The sequence below is a fragment of the Pseudomonas sp. KSR10 genome, assembly GCF_022355455.1.
Taxonomy (GTDB): domain Bacteria; phylum Pseudomonadota; class Gammaproteobacteria; order Pseudomonadales; family Pseudomonadaceae; genus Stutzerimonas; species Stutzerimonas stutzeri_E.
Genome location: NZ_JAKOEN010000015.1, coordinates 55,161 through 74,583, shown reverse-complemented (window position 1 = coordinate 74,583; position 19,423 = coordinate 55,161). Strand labels below are relative to the sequence as shown.

15 protein-coding genes are annotated in these 19,423 nt (G+C 57.9%); 9 read left to right on the top strand and 6 right to left on the bottom strand.

Annotated elements, in window-relative coordinates:
- Positions 1-39 precede the first annotated feature (39 nt).
- From MCB86_RS06135 to fabI, 6 genes are read left to right on the top strand one after another with little or no spacing between them, the layout of a single operon-like run.
- Positions 40-1,869 carry an extracellular solute-binding protein gene (locus tag MCB86_RS06135; RefSeq protein ID WP_239610318.1) on the top strand — a complete coding sequence of 610 codons (1,830 nt, stop codon included), beginning with the start codon at positions 40-42 and terminating at the stop codon, positions 1,867-1,869.
- Positions 1,866-3,746, top strand: a complete 1,881-nt coding sequence (locus MCB86_RS06130; RefSeq protein WP_239610317.1) for an extracellular solute-binding protein — start codon at positions 1,866-1,868, stop codon at positions 3,744-3,746. The genes MCB86_RS06135 and MCB86_RS06130 overlap by 4 nt, the downstream gene beginning before the upstream one ends.
- A 2-nt stretch (positions 3,747-3,748) precedes the next feature.
- Positions 3,749-4,822, top strand: a complete 1,074-nt coding sequence (locus MCB86_RS06125) for a microcin C ABC transporter permease YejB (protein ID WP_239610316.1) — start codon at positions 3,749-3,751, stop codon at positions 4,820-4,822.
- 1 nt (position 4,823) lies between these two features.
- Positions 4,824-5,843, top strand: a complete 1,020-nt coding sequence (locus MCB86_RS06120; protein WP_045162370.1) for an ABC transporter permease — start codon at positions 4,824-4,826, stop codon at positions 5,841-5,843.
- Position 5,844: 1 nt separating this feature from the next.
- On the top strand, positions 5,845-7,494 hold the full coding sequence (locus tag MCB86_RS06115) for an ABC transporter ATP-binding protein (RefSeq protein ID WP_045162371.1): 1,650 nt from the start codon (positions 5,845-5,847) through the stop codon (positions 7,492-7,494).
- Positions 7,475-8,269, top strand: coding sequence for an enoyl-ACP reductase FabI (gene fabI, locus MCB86_RS06110; protein WP_045162372.1), 795 nt, complete (start codon positions 7,475-7,477; stop codon positions 8,267-8,269). Before MCB86_RS06115 ends, fabI begins: the two co-directional genes overlap by 20 nt.
- Positions 8,270-8,335: 66 nt before the next feature.
- On the opposite strand, the gene MCB86_RS06105 is transcribed toward fabI, so the two are convergent.
- From MCB86_RS06105 to tig, 6 genes are all read right to left on the bottom strand, one after another.
- A complete protein-coding gene (locus MCB86_RS06105) occupies positions 8,336-10,189 on the bottom strand; it encodes a SurA N-terminal domain-containing protein (protein ID WP_239610315.1) in 1,854 nt (617 codons plus the stop codon).
- Between the two features lie 210 nt (positions 10,190-10,399).
- Positions 10,400-10,672: a nucleoid-associated protein HU-beta gene (gene hupB / locus MCB86_RS06100; RefSeq protein ID WP_003282502.1), complete on the bottom strand. Its 273-nt coding sequence runs from the start codon at positions 10,670-10,672 to the stop codon at positions 10,400-10,402.
- Between the two features lie 133 nt (positions 10,673-10,805).
- The gene (lon, locus tag MCB86_RS06095) at positions 10,806-13,202 is read right to left on the bottom strand and encodes an endopeptidase La (protein WP_239610314.1); all 2,397 of its coding nucleotides are present in this window, start codon (positions 13,200-13,202) and stop codon (positions 10,806-10,808) included.
- 127 nt (positions 13,203-13,329) lie between these two features.
- The gene (clpX, locus tag MCB86_RS06090; protein WP_045162375.1) at positions 13,330-14,610 is read right to left on the bottom strand and encodes an ATP-dependent Clp protease ATP-binding subunit ClpX; all 1,281 of its coding nucleotides are present in this window, start codon (positions 14,608-14,610) and stop codon (positions 13,330-13,332) included.
- Positions 14,611-14,727: 117 nt separating this feature from the next.
- On the bottom strand, positions 14,728-15,366 hold the full coding sequence (clpP, locus tag MCB86_RS06085; protein ID WP_045162376.1) for an ATP-dependent Clp endopeptidase proteolytic subunit ClpP: 639 nt from the start codon (positions 15,364-15,366) through the stop codon (positions 14,728-14,730).
- A gap of 87 nt (positions 15,367-15,453) precedes the next feature.
- Positions 15,454-16,764, bottom strand: a complete 1,311-nt coding sequence (gene tig / locus MCB86_RS06080) for a trigger factor (protein WP_045162377.1) — start codon at positions 16,762-16,764, stop codon at positions 15,454-15,456.
- Between the two features lie 303 nt (positions 16,765-17,067).
- On the opposite strand from tig, the gene MCB86_RS06075 reads away from it, so the two are divergent.
- The 3 genes from MCB86_RS06075 (at position 17,068) to MCB86_RS06065 (ending at position 19,376) form a co-directional block, all read left to right on the top strand.
- A complete protein-coding gene (locus tag MCB86_RS06075) occupies positions 17,068-17,466 on the top strand; it encodes a DoxX family protein (protein WP_239610313.1) in 399 nt (132 codons plus the stop codon).
- A 231-nt stretch (positions 17,467-17,697) separates the two neighbouring features.
- On the top strand, positions 17,698-18,099 hold the full coding sequence (locus MCB86_RS06070; RefSeq protein ID WP_045162379.1) for a hypothetical protein: 402 nt from the start codon (positions 17,698-17,700) through the stop codon (positions 18,097-18,099).
- Between the two features lie 281 nt (positions 18,100-18,380).
- A complete protein-coding gene (locus MCB86_RS06065; protein ID WP_239610312.1) occupies positions 18,381-19,376 on the top strand; it encodes a DctP family TRAP transporter solute-binding subunit in 996 nt (331 codons plus the stop codon).
- The last annotated feature ends 47 nt before the right edge of the window (positions 19,377-19,423 follow it).

The following is a 19,423-nucleotide window of genomic DNA, read 5'->3' as shown; positions in this document are numbered from 1 at the left end:
GAAAAGACCGAAAGCGCCATGGATCGGATTCACCGTTTGATGCGACCCATCCTATTGTTATTAAGCTGTCTGGGATTGAGCTTTCCGTCGTTCGCGACTATCAGCGAGAGCCACGGTTATGCGCAGTTTGGGACTCTGAAATATGCGGAAGGCTTCACTCATTTCGACTGGGTGAACCCCGATGCGCCGAAGGGTGGCCGAGTGCAACTGATGGCGTCCGGCACATTCGACACGCTCAACCCTTATACTTTCAAAGGGACCAGTCCAAGCGCGACGCCGGGCTTCTTCCAGTACGGCATCAGCGAATTGAATGAACCGTTGATGGTGGGCACCGGTGTTTACGATCCGTCCGGCGACGAACCGGCTTCGGCGTACGGACTTATCGCCGAGACGATCGAGTACAGCGATAACCATAGTTGGGTAGTGTTCAATCTGCGCGACTCGGCCCGCTTTCATGATGGTCACCCGATCACGGCTTATGACGTGGCCTTTTCCTATCGTTTGCTGATCAAGGATGGCCACCCTCGATACCGCACCGATCTAAAAGGTATCAAGCGCGTCGATATTCTCAATAGCCACCGAATTCGCTTCGTGTTCGACAAACCGGATCAGCCATTGCTGATCATGCGCCTCGGCGAACTACCGGTACTGCCGCAACATTATTGGAAAGACCGTGACTTTCGCGCCACCACCTTCGAGCCGCCACTCGGCAGCGGTCCGTACCGCGTCAGCAATGTCCAACCGGGACGTAGAGTGAGCTTCGAGCGCGTGGAGAACTGGTGGGGTGCCAATCTTCCTGCCAACCGCGGAAAGTACAACTTCGATCGGATCGATGTAGAGTTTTACCGCGACACGACGGTCGCGTTCGAAGCCTTCAAGGTTGGCGAGTTCGATTTCTATATTGAGCATCAGGCGAAAAACTGGGCCAACGGTTATCAGTTCCCGGCGGTTCTTCGTGGTGATGTGATCCGTGCGGAGATTCCGCATCAGATCCCCACCCAGACGCAAGCACTGTTCATGAACGGGCGCCGGCCGGTATTTGCCGACATCAAGGTCCGTCAAGCACTGGGCATGCTGTTCGACTTCGAATGGACCAACCGCGCCCTGTTCTATGGCGCCTATCAGCGCAGCGAAAGCTACTATCCGAACAGTGAGTTCTCCGCGACCGGCACACCAGAAGGAGGCGAATGGTTGCTGCTATCGCCTTTCCGAGACCAACTACCGGCGCACCTGTTCACCGAACCGTTCGCGCTGCCGAAGACAGATGGGCGCGGTATTCCGCGAGACACCTTGCGCAAGGCGCTGACGTTGCTTGGCCAAGCCGGCTGGAAACTGACTCCGGACGGTCTTCGCAACAAGGCAGGCCGCGCTTTTAGGTTCGAAATCCTGCTGGTCAATCCGGGACTCGAGCGTATCCTCCAACCCTATGTGGAGAACCTGGCGCGCATCGGCATCCATACCCGCTTGCGCAGCGTTGACGGCGCGCAGTACAAGCAGCGCCTGGATCAGTACGATTACGACATGATTTTGACCACGCTGGCCCAGAGCCTCAGCCCGGGGCTCGAACAGTGGCTGTATTTCCATTCCAGTCAGGTGAACATCAAGGGGGGCCGCAACTATGCGGGTGTCGCCAACCCGGTGGTCGACCGGCTGCTTGAGAAACTGCTTGCAGCCAAGACCCGGGAAGAACAGATTGCCGCAGCACGCGCAATCGATCGGGTCCTGCTCTGGAACCACTACATCATCCCCAACTGGTACATCAGTTACCACCGCCTGGCATATCGCAATCGGTTCGCGCATGTCACCACACCGCCTTATACCCTCGGGCTGCGTGCGTGGTGGTTGAAGGACCTGGAGAAGGCTCAATGACAAAAAACGCACGACTGCCGATCTTGCATGCAGGCGTCCTGGCCTTCCTTTGTCTGGTAAACACAATCGAGGCAGCGCCACGGCATGCGCTGACGCTGTACGGCGAAGAGCCCAAGTACCCCGCGGATTTCTCCCATTTCGATTACACCAACCCGGACGCCCCCAAGGGCGGAACCCTGCGCCAGGCAGGCTTCGGCAGTTTCGACTCATTCAACCCCTTCATCAGTAAAGGCGTAGCCGCTGATGACATCGGCCTCATCTATGACACCCTGACAACCAACAGTCTGGATGAGCCCTTTACGGTATATGGCCTGTTGGCGGAAAAAATAGAGAAGGGTCCGAAAAACGAGTGGGTACGTTTTTACCTGCGCCCCGAAGCGCGCTTCCACGACGGCGAGCCAGTAACGGCCGAGGATGTCGTGTTCACCTTCGAAACCTTGCTCAGCAAAGGTGCGCCGCATTATCGCGGCTACTACGCCGATGTCGAAAAAGCCGTAGTCGAGGGTCCCCGTCGCGTTCGTTTCGATTTCAAGCACGCAGGTAATCGTGAGCTGCCATTGATATTGGGACAACTTCCGGTCCTGCCGAAGCACTGGTGGGAGGAAAGAGACTTCACCTCAGGCAGCATGGAGCCACCCCTGGGCAGCGGCCCCTATCGCATCGAGCATTTGGAAGCCGGCCGTTCGGTACGCTATGCCCGCGTCGAGGATTACTGGGGCAAGGACCTGGCGGTCAACCGGGGCTTATATAACTTCGATCATGTGCACTTCGACTACTACCGCGATAACACGGTGGCACTGCAAGCCTTTAAGGCTGGGCACTTCGACTACTGGTTCGAAACTAGTGCGAAGAATTGGGCCACCGCTTACGATATCGATGCAGTCAAAGGCGGGCGAATCATCAAGGAGGAGATCGCCAATCGGAACCCGCAAGGCATGCAGGGTTTCATCTTCAATACCCGCAGGAAACGCCTGCAGGACGTCCGAGTTCGAGAAGCACTTTCGCTGCTATTCGACTTTGAATGGACCAACCGGCAACTGTTCAACGGCGCCTATACCCGTACGGCCAGCTATTTCGACAATTCCGAGCTGGCTGCGTCTGGGCTGCCCAGCGAGGAAGAGCTGAAACTGCTCGAACCCCTACGCGGCCAGATACCCGACGAAGTGTTCGAAAAGCCCTTCAAGCTGCCTCAGACCAATGCCGATGGCATGATTCGGGAGCAGCAGCGCAAAGCGTATGAATTGTTCACCGCTGCGGGATGGAAGATCGAAAACGACCGCATGGTCGATGCCGATGGGAAACCGGTCAAATTCGAGTTTCTGCTGTTTCAGGCCGATTTCGAGCGCGTACTCTTACCCTACAAGCGCAACTTGGCCAGCCTGGGCATCGATCTGGAGATTCGCCGCGTCGACGTCTCGCAGTACGTCAATCGACGCCGCTCGCGTGATTACGACATGATCGTTAGCGGCTTCGGCCAATCGAACTCACCGGGTAACGAGCAACGCGGATATTGGCATTCGACAAGTGCCGACAACCCTGGAAGCTTAAACTTCATCGGTCTCAAGGACCCCGCCATCGATACGCTGGTAGAAAAGCTGATCGCCGCCGACTCCCGTGATGAGTTGATCACCCGAACGCGAGCGCTGGATCGTGTGCTGCTCTGGGGTCACTACGTGATTCCAAACTGGCACATCAAAACTTGGCGTGTCGCCTATTGGAATCATCTGGCGCATCCGGAGATCACACCCGATTACGACATCGGTCTCATGACCTGGTGGGAAAAACCCGACGTAAAGAGGCCAACGCCGGAGCCGCCCGCAAACCAGGCCGACGCGCCGATCGTCTCTAAGCGCCCCTCCTCCGGGACGGAGCGCTAAGCATGCTCGCGTATATTTTCCGGCGGTTGCTGCTGATCATCCCCACTCTGTTCGGCATCCTGCTGATCAACTTCATCATCATCCAGGCAGCCCCCGGCGGTCCGGTCGAACAGGCAATCGCCAAGCTTGAAGGCTTTGAAGGTGCTACGAGTCGAATCGCCGGCGGCGGCTCGGAAGTGGCCACCGGCAGCAACAGTTATCGGGGCGCACAAGGTCTGGACCCGGATTTGATCGCCGAGATCGAGCGTCTGTACGGCTTCGACAAGCCGGCCCCCGAACGATTCTGGATCATGCTCAGCAACTACCTGCGCCTGGATTTCGGTGAAAGCTTCTTTCGCGACGCAACGGTGACGGAACTGATCGTCGAAAAGATGCCGGTGTCGATCTCGCTGGGTCTCTGGAGCACACTGATCATGTATCTGGCGTCGATACCACTTGGCATTGCCAAGGCGACCCGCCATGGCAGCCCATTCGACGTCTGGACCAGCTCGGCCATTATCGTCGGCTATGCGATACCGGCGTTTCTGTTCGCGATCCTGTTGATTGTCCTGTTCGCCGGCGGCAGTTATTGGAATTGGTTTCCACTGAGGGGGCTGACCTCCAGCAACTTTGACGATCTGACACTCACCGGCAAGATCATCGATTACTTCTGGCACTTGGCACTTCCGGTCACGGCCTTGGTGATCGGCAATTTTGCGACCCTGACCCTTTTGACCAAAAACAGCTTTCTCGATGAGATCAACAAGCAGTACGTGATCACAGCGCGGGCGAAAGGACTGAGCAAGAATCGCGTGCTCTACGGTCATGTGTTCCGCAATGCAATGCTGATCATCATCGCTGGCTTTCCATCGGCTTTCATCGGCATGTTCTTCACCGGCTCGCTGCTGATCGAGGTGATCTTCTCGCTCGATGGGCTGGGCTTGCTCAGTTTCGAAGCGGCCGTCAACCGCGACTATCCCGTCGTGTTCGGCACACTGTTCCTCTTCACCCTGCTCGGCCTCGTGGTCAAGCTGATCGGCGATTTGACCTACACGCTCGTCGACCCGCGAATCGATTTCGAAAGCAGAGAGGCCTGACATGCAGCTATCGCCGCTGAATCAGCGCCGCTTCGCCCTGTTCAAAGCTCACAAGCGCGGCTGGTGGTCGCTGTGGCTGTTTCTCACCTTGTTCACCCTAAGCCTGGGTGCCGAACTGATCGCCAACGACAAACCGATCGTGGTGCGTTTCGATGGCGGTTGGTATTTTCCGGTATTCAAACGTTATCCGGAGACGGTTTTCGGCGGTGAGTTTCCGCTACAGGCCGATTACAAGGGTCCGTACATCCAGGAACTGATCGCAAAGAAGGGCGGCTGGATGATCTGGCCCCCGATCCCGTTTCATCATTCCAGTATCAACTATGACCTTCAGGTCCCCGCGCCCGCCCCACCCTCATGGGATAACTGGCTAGGCACCGACGACCAGGGCCGGGACGTGCTTGCGCGAGTCATCTACGGCTTCCGTATTTCGGTTCTGTTTGCGCTGACGCTGACGCTGATCAGCTCGGTGATCGGCGTCATTGCCGGTGCGTTGCAAGGATTCTATGGAGGCTGGGTCGATCTCGTTGGACAGCGACTGCTGGAAATCTGGTCCGGACTGCCCGTGCTTTACCTGCTCATCATTCTCGCAAGCTTCGTGCAGCCCAATTTCTGGTGGTTACTCGGCATCATGCTGCTGTTTTCCTGGATGAGCTTGGTCGACGTGGTCCGTGCCGAGTTTCTCCGCGGCCGCAACCTCGAATACGTACGCGCGGCACGAGCACTGGGTATGCGCAACGGCGCGATCATGTTCCGTCACATCCTGCCCAACGCGATGGTTTCGACCATGACCTTCATGCCGTTCATCCTGACCGGCGCGATCGGCACGCTAACGGCCTTGGATTTCCTTGGCTTCGGCCTGCCACCCGGAGCTCCGTCTCTGGGCGAACTGGTGGCACAAGGGAAAGCGAACCTGCAGGCGCCATGGCTCGGCATCAGCGCATTCATGGTCCTCGCGATCATGCTGACCTTGCTGGTATTCATCGGCGAGGCCGCTCGCGACGCCTTCGATCCTAGGAAATAGCATGGCTGAGAATCTGATAGAGGTCCGCGATCTGGCCGTCGAGTTCGTAACCGGCGGTCAGGCACAGCGAGTTGTCGAGGCCGTGAGCTTCGATATCCGCAAAGGCGAGACCCTGGCGCTGGTCGGTGAAAGTGGGTCCGGCAAGTCCGTTACGGCTCACTCGATCTTGCGCCTGCTGCCCTATCCGCTCGCGCAGCATCCGGCCGGTGAGGTTCGCTACGCCGGTGAAGATCTGATCAAAGCAAGCGAAAAGCGCATGCGCCGAATACGCGGCAACCGTATCGCCATGGTCTTTCAGGAGCCGATGACGTCGCTCAACCCGCTGCATACCATCGGCAAACAGATCAACGAAGTACTGCAAATTCACAAGGGGCTCAACGGCAAGGCCGCCACGGCACGCACCCTCGAGCTCCTCGAACTGGTCGGAATACCCGAACCCGCCAAGCGGATTCGAGCCTATCCCCACGAACTGTCAGGCGGCCAGCGTCAGCGTGTGATGATCGCCATGGCGTTGGCGAACGAGCCCGAGCTACTTATCGCTGACGAACCAACCACCGCGCTGGACGTGACGGTACAACTGAAAATACTGGAGTTGCTCAAGGAGTTGCAGGCCCGCCTGGGCATGGCTCTGTTGCTGATAAGCCACGATCTGAACCTCGTACGCCGAATCGCTGATCATGTATGTGTCATGCAGAGCGGTCGCGTCGTCGAACAAGCACCTTGCGAAGAATTGTTCCGCTCGCCGCAGCATCCTTACACTAAGGAACTGCTCGCAGCGGAACCTAGCGGCGGACCTGTAGCAGTTGAGGCCTCGTCGCCGACGTTGCTGGAAGTAAGCGATCTGCGGGTCTGGTTTCCGATCAAAAAGGGGCTGTTCAGGAAAACCGTCGACCATGTCAAAGCGGTTGATGGAGTCACGTTCAGCTTGCCGAAGGGTCAGACGCTGGGCATCGTCGGTGAAAGCGGCTCGGGAAAATCAACGCTGGGATTGGCGATTTTGCGACTGTTGTCCAGCACTGGGCAGATTAGATTTCAGGATCAGGCCCTGGAAAAAATGTCGCAACGGGCGGTACGCCCATTACGACGCCAGATGCAGGTCGTGTTCCAGGATCCTTTCGGCAGTCTCAGCCCTCGGATGTCGGTCTGCCAGATCGTCGGAGAGGGGCTCAGCATCCATGGAAAGGGCTCCGCTGAGGAACAAGCGCAGGCGATCATCGATGCGCTGGTCGAGGTTGGGCTCGACCCGGAAAGTCGCCATCGCTACCCTCACGAATTTTCCGGGGGGCAGCGGCAACGAATCGCCATAGCCAGAGCACTGGTACTCAAGCCTGAGCTGATTCTGCTTGATGAACCAACCTCGGCGCTGGATCGTACCGTACAACGGCAGGTGGTGGAGCTACTACGCTCGCTACAGGCCAAGTACAACCTGACCTACCTGTTCATCAGCCATGATCTGGCGGTGGTACGGGCGCTCAGTCACCAGATGATGGTGATCAAGCAAGGAAAGGTCGTTGAACAAGGAGCAGCCGAGGCTATCTTCGCCGCTCCCCAACATCCGTATACACAGCAGTTGCTGGAGTCTGCCTTTATGGCCCCGGCCACTGATGAACAACCAGAAGAGGGACAAGCACATGGGTTTTCTTACCGGTAAGCGCGTACTGATCGTCGGCGTCGCCAGCAAACTGTCGATTGCCTCCGGCATCGCCGCGGCCATGCATCGTGAAGGCGCCGAGCTGGCTTTCACCTATCAGAACGAGAAACTCAAGGGACGCGTCGAAGAGTTCGCCGCCAGCTGGGGCTCGGGTCCAGAGCTGTGCTTCCCATGCGATGTGGCCAGCGACGAAGAGATCGTCAAGGTTTTCGAAGCGCTGGGCCAGAAGTGGGACGGCCTGGACGGTATCGTTCACTCAGTCGGCTTTGCCCCGGGCGATCAGCTCGACGGTGACTTCACCGAAGTTACCACCCGCGAAGGCTTCCGCATCGCGCACGACATCAGCGCCTACAGCCTGGTCGCACTGGCCAAGGCCGGACGCCCGATGATGAAAGGCCGTAACGGCAGCATCCTGACCCTCTCCTACCTGGGCGCCGAGCGCACCATGCCTAACTACAATGTGATGGGCATGGCCAAGGCCAGTCTCGAAGCAGGTGTTCGTTACCTTGCCGGCAGCCTCGGCCCTGAGGGTACTCGCGTAAACGCCGTATCGGCAGGCCCAATCCGTACGCTGGCGGCGTCCGGAATCAAGAGCTTCCGCAAGATGCTCGCAGCCAACGAGAAGCAGACGCCGCTACGCCGCAACGTCACCATCGAGGAAGTCGGCAATGCCGGCGCGTTCCTCTGCTCGGATTTGGCGTCCGGTATCAGCGGTGAAATTCTTTACGTCGACGGCGGCTTCAACACCACCGCAATGGGCGCGATGGAAGACTGATTCACCACTCCAAAAAAAACCGCATCCTGGATGCGGTTTTTTTTGCCTGCAGTTATCCGCGCTTGATTAGAAGGTTTCGATCTCAGCGTCGGCGTGCAGCATCTGACGGTACGCTGCGAAATCCTGCTGACCACTGCGCGAGGCCAGGAAGCGACGATAGTTCTGCTTGTCTTGTTCCGAGAGCTCGCTTTTCGGCTCGCTGACTCCGCTCAGACGAACAACGACAAAATCCCCATCTGCGAGACGGACACTGCCGTAAGTTGGCTTGTCAGGCGCCTCGGGCTTTGGCATCCGGAACACCTGCTGCAGTACCGCGGGTTCAATGCCGTCCTGATTGCGCGAAGCGGCCTCCACCGGCACCCACTGCTGGTCTGCCTCGCCTCCGTCCCGCAGCGTCGCGATCATCCGCTCACCCGCTTCACGCGCCTGCTCGGCTGCCTTGCTGCGCTGTAGCTGGGCAACGATGTCATCCTTCACCGAATCGAAAGGCAGAAGTTCTGGCTGCAGGTGCTCTTTCACACGCACCGCAACGACAGTGTCCGGATCCAGTTCGATAACGCTACTGTTAGCACCATCAATCAGAACCTCGTCGCTGAACGCCGCCTGGATAACCTGCCTGTTGGCTGCGATGCCAGCGCCACCCTCGCGCCCGAACGCCTCGGTCGTTTGCACGGACAAACCCAACTCCTGGGCCGGCTGGACAAGATCGGACGACTCGAAAGCAGTGTCCTCTAGTTGCTTGCTCGCCTCGACAAAACGCTGTTCAACCTGCTGCGCCTTGAGCTCACGCACCAGCTCCGGCTTCAGGCTCTCCAGCGTCGGAACCTCAGGTGATTGCACGCCCAACAACTTGATCAGATGCCAGCCGAAATCGGAACGCACCGGCGCCGACACCTGACCTTCTTCAAGCGCATACAGCGCCTTTTCGAAAGCCGGGTCATACACGCCCGGACCGGCAAAGCCCAGATCGCCCCCTTCATTGGCCGAACCCGGATCCTCGGAGACCTCTTTCGCCAATGCAGCAAAATCCTCGCCGGCAGCCAACCGCTTGGCAATCTCCTCGATCTTTTTCTTGGCGTCGGCGTCGCTGGCGTCATCGGCCTCGATCAGAATATGTGCCGCACGGCGCTGCTCCGCTAGGTTAGCGATGCGCTGCTGATAGAGGTCATTCACCTCGTCATCCGAAACATCGACCTGATCGAAGAACGATTCCTTGTTCAACTCCACGTACTCAAGAACAACCTGCTCTGGAGATCGAAAACGGTCAGTGTTCTGCTCGTAATATTCACGCGCCTCTTCGTCGCTGACTTCAGCCGCACCGGCATCCGCCTGCACGGTGATGGTGGCGAAGTCACGGGTTTGCTGTTCCAGGCGAGCAAAGGCTTCAATCTGCTCGTCCGTAACGAAGCCGGAACCGGAAATGCCAGCGCGCAGCTGACCAATCAGCATTTCCTGCTTCAGCAGCTCGCGGAATTGCAGCCGCGTGTAGCCCATTTGCTGAATGACTTGGTCGAACCGAGCTGCGTTGAAAGCGCCGTCTACGGTAAATTCTGGCGTTTGTAGAATCAGTTGGTCGAGTGCGGCCTCGGAGAAGGCGAAATCGGCGTCACGTGCACCTTGCAGCAACAACGCACGATCGATGAGCGCACGCAGGGATGACTCGCGTACCAGTTTGTCATCCAGCAGCGGCGGATCGAAATTGCCTCCCATCTGCTGAGCCAGCTGCCGACGCTGCATATTCATCGCCTGGTTGAGCTCGTCCAGCGAGATTTCCTCACCGTTCACCTCAGCGGCATTACGACTGTTGCTGGCGGCGTTGAAGATGGCGTCGAAGCCGGTCAACGCCAACAGCATAATGATGATGCCGATGATGGTTTTGGCAATCCAGCCTTGTGAATTGTCCCTGATGTTCTGAAGCATGCGTCCCCCAGGAGTCAGCTGCGCAATATCCACTGCAGCACGGGTGGAAACTGGATAAAAGAAAGGCGCATCCAGGGATGCGCCTTCTCGGAGCTTTTGGAGCGGTTGGGCTTTATCCCCCAAGCCCGAACGCAACAGGCAACCACCTGTTCGATTAACCGCTCCAAGCCAGGACCAGCGCTAACTGGCAACTGGCCGGATCGAAAACGCTTAGTTCACAGCGTCTTTCAGCGCCTTGCCAGCTTTGAAGCCCGGGATCTTGGCCGCAGCGATGTTGATCGGCTTGCCAGTCTGCGGGTTACGGCCAGTACGAGCGGCGCGTTCCTTGACAGCGAAAGTACCGAAACCAACCAGCACCACGGAATCACCAGCCTTCAGAGCGCCAGTGACAGATTCAATCACTGCATCCAGCGCGCGGCCAGCAACAGCTTTCGGGATATCAGCAGATGCAGCGATGGCATCGATCAGTTCCGACTTGTTCACTCTAAGTCCCCTTATTTCTGTTGAGTCGTATCTTTAATTTTTGGGTGTAAGCAAAGCGGTGCTGAAATAGCAGCAACACAGAGGGCCGGCTTATATCAAGGCTACCGAAAATGTGTCAACAAAGCCTTTCAGACTAATGCGTGCTGATTCGCTCCTTGGAATCAGACTCGCGCTTGTCGTCCTTTGCAACAATATCGGGAGCCGCATCGGGCAAGGGCTCCGGCGCGTATTGCAGCGCAATTTGGAGGACTTCGTCAATCCACTTCACCGGTTTAATCTGTAGGTCCTGCTTAATATTCTCAGGAATCTCTTTCAGATCACGCTGATTTTCTTCCGGAATGATCACCGTCTTGATTCCGCCTCGATGCGCGGCAAGCAATTTCTCCTTCAAACCACCGATCGCCAAGACCTGACCACGCAATGTGATTTCTCCGGTCATAGCCACTTCGGCGCGAACCGGAATCTGCGTCAGCGCCGAAACGAGTGCGGTGCACATCCCGATTCCTGCGCTCGGACCGTCCTTCGGCGTTGCGCCTTCAGGCACATGGATGTGTATGTCCTGCTTCTCGTGGAAATCCACCGAAATGCCTAGACTCTTGGCTCGGCTACGCACAACCGTGAGCGCCGCGGTGATCGACTCACCCATCACATCACCCAGCGAACCGGTCTTGGTCAACCGGCCCTTTCCAGGAACTACGGCTGCCTCGATCGTGAGCAACTCGCCGCCAACCTGAGTCCACGCCAAACCAGTTACCTGACCGACCTGGTCCTGCTGCTCGGCAAGCCCGTAGCGGAATTTGCGGACACCGAGGAAATGCTCCAGCGACTCAGCGGTAACCTTCACTTCGAAGTTCTTCTCCGCCGCATGCTCCTTGACCACCTTGCGACAGACCTTCGCAACCTGGCGCTCCAGCCCACGAACGCCAGCCTCACGGGTGTAATAACGGATGATGTCGCGGATGGCGTCCTCGTCAAACAGCAGCTCGGTCTTTTTCAGGCCATTGGCCTGAACCTGCTTCGGCACCAGGTAGCGAATCGCGATGTTGATCTTTTCGTCTTCGGTATAACCCGGAAGACGGATGATTTCCATGCGGTCCAGCAGCGGCGCCGGAATGTTCATGGAGTTTGCGGTACATAGAAACATCACGTCGGACAGGTCGTAATCGACCTCGAGGTAATGGTCGTTGAAATTATGGTTCTGCTCGGGGTCCAGCACTTCGAGCAGCGCGGAAGCCGGATCGCCTCGCATGTCGTTGCCCATCTTATCGATCTCATCGAGCAGGAACAGCGGATTGCGAACCCCGACCTTGCTCATCTTCTGAATCAATCGGCCAGGCATCGAACCGATGTAGGTGCGGCGATGGCCTCTGATTTCGGCCTCGTCACGCACGCCACCCAATGCCATCCGGACAAACTTGCGGTTGGTAGAACGCGCGATGGACTCCGCCAGCGAAGTCTTACCCACGCCAGGCGGACCAACCAGGCACAACACCGGCCCCTTGAGCTTTTTCACGCGCTTCTGGACGGCGAGGTACTCCAGAATACGGTCTTTCACTTCCTCGAGACCGTAGTGGTCGGTATCAAGCACTTCCTCAGCCTTCGCCAGATCCAGGCGCACCTTGCTGGCAGACTTCCACGGCACATTGACGAGCCAGTCGATGTAAGTCCTGACCACGGTGGCCTCGGCCGACATCGGCGACATCTGTTTGAGTTTGTTCAGCTCGGTTGTCGCCTTGGCATATGCATCTTTGCTCAAACCGGCATTTTCAATGCGCTTCTTCAGGTCATCAATTTCGTTATGACCTTCATCGATATCGCCCAGCTCCTTCTGAATTGCCTTCATCTGCTCATTCAGGTAGTACTCTCGCTGGCTGCGCTCCATCTGCTTCTTGACACGGCCGCGGATGCGCTTTTCGACCTGCAACAGATCGATCTCTGCATCAAGCAGCGCCAGCACGTGCTCGACACGAGCCGGCAGATCGGTGATCTCGAGGATAGCCTGCTTCTGCTCGATCTTGAGCGCCATGTGCGCGGCCATGGTATCGACCAGGCGTGCAGGCTCATCGATGCTTGCGAGCGATGAGAGCACCTCGGAGGGAACCTTCTTACCGAGCTGTACGTATTGTTCGAACTGGCTTAGCAGACTGCGGGTAAAGACTTCCGCCTCGCGCTCTTCGACTTCCGACTCATCGATCAGCGAGACTTCGGCGCGACAGTGGTCGTCCACCTCAAAGAAACGGTCAATGACGCCACGCTGTTCGCCTTCGACGAGCACCTTGACGGTGCCATCCGGCAGCTTGAGCAGCTGCAGCACAGTCGCAACCGTACCCACACGGTACAGAGCCTCTTCGGCCGGATCGTCGTCAGCCGGGTTCTTCTGGGCCAGGAGCAGTATCTGCTTGTCACCAGCCATGGCGGATTCGAGGGCCTCGATGGATTTTTCCCGGCCAACGAACAGCGGAATCACCATGTGCGGGTAGACCACTACGTCGCGCAGCGGCAAAAGGGGCAATTCGATGGTTGTCTTCATAAATTCAGCTCTACGACGGCCATACGGCGGTAAACGGGAAACACCTTGGCAATCAAGATGAGGGCACGCAGGGCAAAAAACAAGGATGCTGTAGAAAAGCAAAGGGGCCCGGAGGCCCCTTGTGCTGTCACGCGTCTGGCGCAGCCTTTGCAGGCGGCTCACTGTTCTCATAAATCAGAAGCGGCTGAGACGTACCCTCGATGACGCTCTCGTCGATGACCACCTTGCTGACATCCTTTTGCGATGGGATCTCGTACATGGTGTCCAGCAGCACTCCCTCGAGAATCGAGCGCAGCCCACGGGCTCCGGTCTTGCGCTCCAAAGCGCGGGACGCGACGGCCTTGAGCGCGTCGGTGCGGAACTCGAGATCCACACCCTCAAGCTCGAACAGCTTGGCATACTGCTTGGTCAGCGCATTCTTGGGCTCAGTCAGAATCTGAATCAGCGCAGCCTCGTCCAGTTCATCAAGGGTGGCGATGACTGGCAGCCGTCCCACGAACTCGGGAATCAGGCCGAACTTGACCAGATCATCAGGCTCTACTGCTCGCAGCGACTCACCGATCTTCTTGCCCGGATCCTTGCTGCGAACCTCGGCGTTGAAGCCGATACCGCCCTGGGTCGATCGCCCCTGGATGACCTTTTCCAAGCCCGCAAACGCCCCGCCACAGATGAACAGGATGTTGCGCGTATCGACCTGCAGAAATTCCTGTTGCGGATGCTTACGGCCACCCTGTGGCGGAACCGAAGCGACCGTACCCTCGACCAGCTTGAGCAGCGCCTGCTGCACGCCCTCGCCCGACACGTCGCGGGTAATCGACGGGTTATCGGATTTGCGCGAAATCTTGTCGATCTCGTCGATGTAGACAATGCCCATCTGGGCCTTCTCGACATCGTAATCACACTTCTGCAGCAGCTTCTGAATGATGTTCTCGACGTCCTCGCCCACGTATCCCGCCTCGGTGAGGGTGGTGGCGTCGGCGATCGTGAACGGCACATTCAGCAGCCGTGCGAGCGTCTCGGCAAGCAGCGTCTTGCCCGAACCGGTCGGCCCGATCAGCAGGATATTGCTCTTGCCCAGTTCGACTTCTTCTTTCTTGTCGCGCTGGTTGAGTCGCTTGTAATGGTTGTAAACAGCCACGGCCAGAATCTTCTTGGCACGTTCCTGACCAATGACGTACTGGTCGAGGATGCCGCTGATTTCCTTTGGCGCAGGCAGTTTTTGCGCGCTGCTCTCGGCCTGTGCTTCTTGCACCTCCTCACGGATGATGTCATTGCACAGGTCGACGCACTCGTCGCAGATAAAGACCGAGGGCCCGGCAATCAACTTGCGTACTTCATGCTGGCTTTTGCCGCAGAAAGAGCAATAAAGCAGCTTGCCGGAATCCTCGCCGTTGCGGGTGTCAGTCATTCGATCGATCCAATCGGGAAGGCTTGAAATACAAGATGAAGGCAAATGCGGGCATTTTCAAGGGTGCGCACAGCGCACATGACGGGTGCCCGCTCACAACGCCCTCCAAGACCGGTATTAGACCGGCAGTTGCCGTTTTTCGTGGACAGCGTCAACGACCCCATACTCCAGCGCTCGCGAAGCACTCATAAAGTAGTCGCGATTGGTGTCGCGCTCGATCGTCTCCAGGTCCTGCCCCGTGTGATGGGCCAGCAACTGGTTCAGCCGCTCACGAATGTAGAGAATCTCACGCGCGTGGATATCGATGTCTGACGCCTGGCCCTGGAAACCGCCCAGGGGTTGATGAATCATCACCCGGGCATTGGGAAGGCAGAAGCGCTTGCCCTTTGCACCACCGGCGAGCAGGAACGCGCCCATGCTGCAGGCCTGACCGATGCAGGTGGTGGAAACATCCGCCTTAATGAATTGCATGGTGTCGTAAATGGCCATGCCCGCAGTGACGGAGCCGCCCGGAGAATTGATATACAGATGAATGTCCTTCTCGGGATTTTCAGCCTCGAGGAATAGCATTTGCGCGACGATCAGGTTGGCCATGTAATCCTCTACCTGGCCCACCATGAAAATCACCCGCTCCTTCAGGAGACGGGAATAGATGTCATACGCGCGCTCGCCACGCGCAGACTGCTCGATGACCATTGGCACCAGGCCGCCAGCTGCCTGGATGTCTGGTGCTTGCATAAACGAATTGCCGGACATGTCCAACGATACTCCCTATGTCACGCCGCAAAGACATAAGCCAGCACGAGGCTGGCTTATGAATGTGCATTAAACGGTTGAAGAGGCTCAGGCAGCTTGCGGGGCTTCCGCAGGCTTCACTGCTTCTTCGTAGGAGACCGACTTGTCGGTCACTTTAGCCTGCTGCAGGACAGTATCTACAACTTGTTCTTCGAGCACAACAGAACGGACTTCGTTCAACTGCTCGTCGTTCTTGTAGTACCAGGACACGACCTGCTCCGGCTCTTGGTAAGCGGAAGCCATTTCTTCGATCAGCTCGCGAACGCGTGCATCGTCAGGCTTGAGCTCGTTTTGCTTGACCACCTCGGCGACGATCAGCCCCAGCACGACACGGCGCTTGGCCTGCTCTGCGAACAACTCTGCCGGCAGCTGGTCGGGCTTGATGTTGCCACCGAATTGCTGAACGGCCTGAACGCGCAAACGGTTCACTTCGTTGTCGATCAGTGCTTTCGGCACTTCGATCGGGTTGGCACTGACCAGACCTTCCATGACCTGGTTCTTCACTTTGGTCTTGATCGCCTGGCGCAGTTCACGCTCCATGTTTTTCTTGACCTCGGTGCGGAAACCTTCCAGACCACCTTCCTGAACACCGAATTGGGCGAAGAACTCCTCGTTCAGCTCGGGCAACTGAGGTGCCTCAACGCTGTTGACGGTCACGGTGAACTCAGCGGTCTTGCCGGCCAGATCGAGATTCTGGTAGTCCTCAGGGAACGTCGGGTTGATGACCCGCTCTTCGCCAGCCTTGGCGCCAACCAGAGCGGATTCGAAGCCCGGAATCATGCGGCCGGAACCCAGTACGAGCTGGGTACCCTTCGCCGAACCGCCTGCAAAGGCCTCACCGTCGATCTTGCCGACGAAATCGATGTTCAGCTGATCGCCGTCTTCGGCGGCACGATCAACTGTTTCGTAGCGAGTGTTCTGCTTGCGCAGGATATCGAGCATGTTGTCGACGTCGGTATCAGCTACTTCGGCCTGCAAACGCTCGATCTCAATGCCGTCGAAACCGGCAACCTTGAACTCGGGAAAAACTTCGAACGTCGCAACGTATTCCAGATCCTTGCCCTTCTCGAACACCTTCGGCTCGACCGCAGGCGCGCCGGCGGGATTCAGCTTCTCGGCAACCACGGCTTCATAGAAGGTGGCCTGGATCAGGTCGCCCAGTGCTTCCTGACGTGCTGCAGCTTCATAACGCTGGCGGATGACGCTCATCGGCACCTTGCCGGGGCGGAAACCTGGGATTTTTGCACGGCTGGCGGTCTGTTGCAGACGCTTGTTGACTTCGGTCTCGATGCGCTCGACCGGCACGCCAATGGTCATGCGGCGCTCAAGAGCGGAGGTGCTTTCAACAGAAACTTGCATGGATTTTCCTCGTTGCACAGACATAAGCCGGCATTCCGGCCCCAGAATGGGCAAGCATTCTAGTGGCTCGTATCACAGAAGTCACCCCGCCCGTCAGGGCGCATCCAAAAGTGCCCAGCGTCCTCTTTCAGCGAAAAATGCGAGCTCGAACGTGAGGATGCGAAGGTGGCCCAATTTAGTACGCAGCAACCTGATCACCCGGCTCGGCTCCTCGCTTATGTCGAAAGCAGCACTCTCTTCGTTGGTCTATGTTATAGGAAACGCTATGCCAGAGCCCTGGCGCGCTAGAGGACGAGACGAGTCATGACTGACGATATTGGAAAACTGCTACTGAGGGTATCGGTAGGCGTGCTGATTCTGCTGCACGGGATCGCCAAGCTACAGAGCGGCGTCGGCGGTATCGCCGGAATGCTCAGCGGGCACGGTTTGCCCGCGTTTCTTGCCTACGGCGTATACCTCGGTGAATTAGTTGGGCCGGTACTAGTGATCATCGGCCTGTTCAGTCGTGTTGGAGCATTGCTCATGGTCGGCAACATGCTCGTCGCCTTTGCTCTGGCTCATATGGGTGAGCTGTTCTCCCTCGGCCAGATGGGGGGCTGGGCTCTCGAGCTGCAAGGGATGTTCCTCTTCGGCTCGATTGCCGTCGCGCTGCTCGGTGCCGGCAGGTATAGCGTTGGCGGTACCAATGGGCGGTTCAATTAAGGCGGCCCGCGCGCTGAGAAGCGTAAGTCGCCTCCAGCTGCAGCTGGCATCGTGCGAATCGCGATCAGGGCGCCTGCTACTGGTGGGCGCCTTTGAGAGAAGGTGATGTCGAATTTCGTAGCTCTTTAGCTGGATGCAGCCCTTCCCGATGCGCTTTCGCCTGCTAATCGGTACATCCGTTTCGTCGACGAAACGGGTATCGGGCCGCGCCGCCCGCTATGATCAATATCCATGACAGCTTCGGTTCCGATCCGCACCCCCTGCCCGCCAGGTTCCTGTATTTGCGGGCGCGAGCAACTGCTAGAAACGCCTGGCAGCGATCTGCGCATCCTTCGCCTAACCCGGCATGAGGAGAATCGGCTGCTGCATCGGCTGGAGAACCTGACCAGCCTTGATGATCTCGAACACATGCAGCAGCGGATTTACCAACAGCTGGGCATTCGCATGCAGATTGCACCGAGCTTCAACGAGGTACGCAGCATGCGCGGTATCCGCATTGATATCGCCGATCTGCCCGGGCTATGCCGAAAGACCCGCCAATCCATTCCCGCCGCGATTCGGCGCGCATTGGAGCGGCAGCCGGAAATCGCCTACCGATTGCTCGACGCTCACGATCTGCTACGCAATACCTGAGGCCGCCAGATCCGGCAATAGCGCTCACAGGCACCTTCTGCGATAGTTGTACGACCAGTTGCAGTGCGGCTGGTACGCCGTTCGCTCACAAGGCATTCGGCATTGGTGACGCCCGTACGTTGCGCTGCACTATCCATCCGCAGCCTACGCGTCACTTTTCGCGCTACCCGCGCGTCCCTATGGCTATGGCTCGTCGGCCATCGCAGTGCCCGTCGCTGACCGTCAGCGCCTGGCCGTTCGCCAATAACAACCAGAAAGACCGATCCGAACAAGGACGCCCCATGAAACTGACCCGCTGTTTTACCGCGCTGACCATCGCTGCCGCCCTGTCTACTAGCTTCTCCGCCGCGGCCCGCGAATATTCCGTTTCCACCGTACTTTCCGATGCATTCCCATGGGGGCAAGCCGCGCAAAAATGGGCCGACCTGGTCGAGGAACGCTCCAAGGGCGAAATCACCCTGCGCGTTTACCCCAACGCGCAATTGGTCGCGGGAGATCAGACCAAGGAATTTTCCGCCATGCGTTCTGGACTGATCGACATGGCGGTCGGCTCGACCATCAACTGGTCGCCGCAAGTACCGGAGTTGAACCTGTTCTCTCTGCCGTTCCTGATGGCTGATAGCGCCGATCTCGATGCCATTACTCAAGGCGAGGCCGGCAAGCTGGCCTTCGATGCCATCGAGAAGCGCGGGATCGTCCCGTTGGCCTGGGGTGAGAATGGCTTCCGCGAATTATCCAATTCGGCCAAACCGGTAAAGACTCCAGCTGATCTCGCCGGATTGAAGATTCGCGTTGTCGGCTCGCCACTGTTCCAGGACACCTTCACTGCGCTGGGCGCAAACCCCACTCAGATGAGCTGGGCCGATGCCAAGCCGGCACTCACCACTGGCGCCGTCGATGGCCAGGAAAACCCCCTATCGGTGTTTGATGTTGCCCGTGTCGATCAGGTCGGCCAGAAATATTTGACGCTCTGGCACTACATGGCCGACCCACTGATTTTTGCGGTCAACCAGCGCATCTGGAAACAGCTGCCGGAAGCCGACCGAGAGCTCCTGCGCCAGGCAGCCATCGACGCCGGCAAATGGGAAATCGAGCTCTCGCGAAGCGGAGAAGCCAAGCGCCTGGACGACATTCGTTCACGCGGCGTCGAAGTGACCGAGCTCAGCGATCAAGAGCATCAGGCATTCGTCGAGGCGACCCGAACGGTGCACGAAAAGTGGGCACCGAAGATTGGCACTGACCTGCTCGAAGCGGCCCGTGCGGCCATGGCAAAGTAAAACTGTTTTGCCCGGCGGTGCGCCGCCGCCGGGATTCGAGGGATTCC

Coding starts and splice junctions, on each gene's coding strand:
- MCB86_RS06135 (WP_239610318.1), top strand. CDS start 40: ATGCGACCCATCCTATTGTTATTAAGCTGTCTGGGATTGAGCTTTCCG.
- MCB86_RS06130 (WP_239610317.1), top strand. CDS start 1,866: ATGACAAAAAACGCACGACTGCCGATCTTGCATGCAGGCGTCCTGGCC.
- MCB86_RS06125 (WP_239610316.1), top strand. CDS start 3,749: ATGCTCGCGTATATTTTCCGGCGGTTGCTGCTGATCATCCCCACTCTG.
- MCB86_RS06120 (WP_045162370.1), top strand. CDS start 4,824: ATGCAGCTATCGCCGCTGAATCAGCGCCGCTTCGCCCTGTTCAAAGCT.
- MCB86_RS06115 (WP_045162371.1), top strand. CDS start 5,845: ATGGCTGAGAATCTGATAGAGGTCCGCGATCTGGCCGTCGAGTTCGTA.
- fabI (WP_045162372.1), top strand. CDS start 7,475: ATGGGTTTTCTTACCGGTAAGCGCGTACTGATCGTCGGCGTCGCCAGC.
- MCB86_RS06105 (WP_239610315.1), bottom strand. CDS start 10,189: ATGCTTCAGAACATCAGGGACAATTCACAAGGCTGGATTGCCAAAACC.
- lon (WP_239610314.1), bottom strand. CDS start 13,202: ATGAAGACAACCATCGAATTGCCCCTTTTGCCGCTGCGCGACGTAGTG.
- clpX (WP_045162375.1), bottom strand. CDS start 14,610: ATGACTGACACCCGCAACGGCGAGGATTCCGGCAAGCTGCTTTATTGC.
- clpP (WP_045162376.1), bottom strand. CDS start 15,366: ATGTCCGGCAATTCGTTTATGCAAGCACCAGACATCCAGGCAGCTGGC.
- tig (WP_045162377.1), bottom strand. CDS start 16,764: ATGCAAGTTTCTGTTGAAAGCACCTCCGCTCTTGAGCGCCGCATGACC.
- MCB86_RS06075 (WP_239610313.1), top strand. CDS start 17,068: ATGACTGACGATATTGGAAAACTGCTACTGAGGGTATCGGTAGGCGTG.
- MCB86_RS06070 (WP_045162379.1), top strand. CDS start 17,698: ATGACAGCTTCGGTTCCGATCCGCACCCCCTGCCCGCCAGGTTCCTGT.
- MCB86_RS06065 (WP_239610312.1), top strand. CDS start 18,381: ATGAAACTGACCCGCTGTTTTACCGCGCTGACCATCGCTGCCGCCCTG.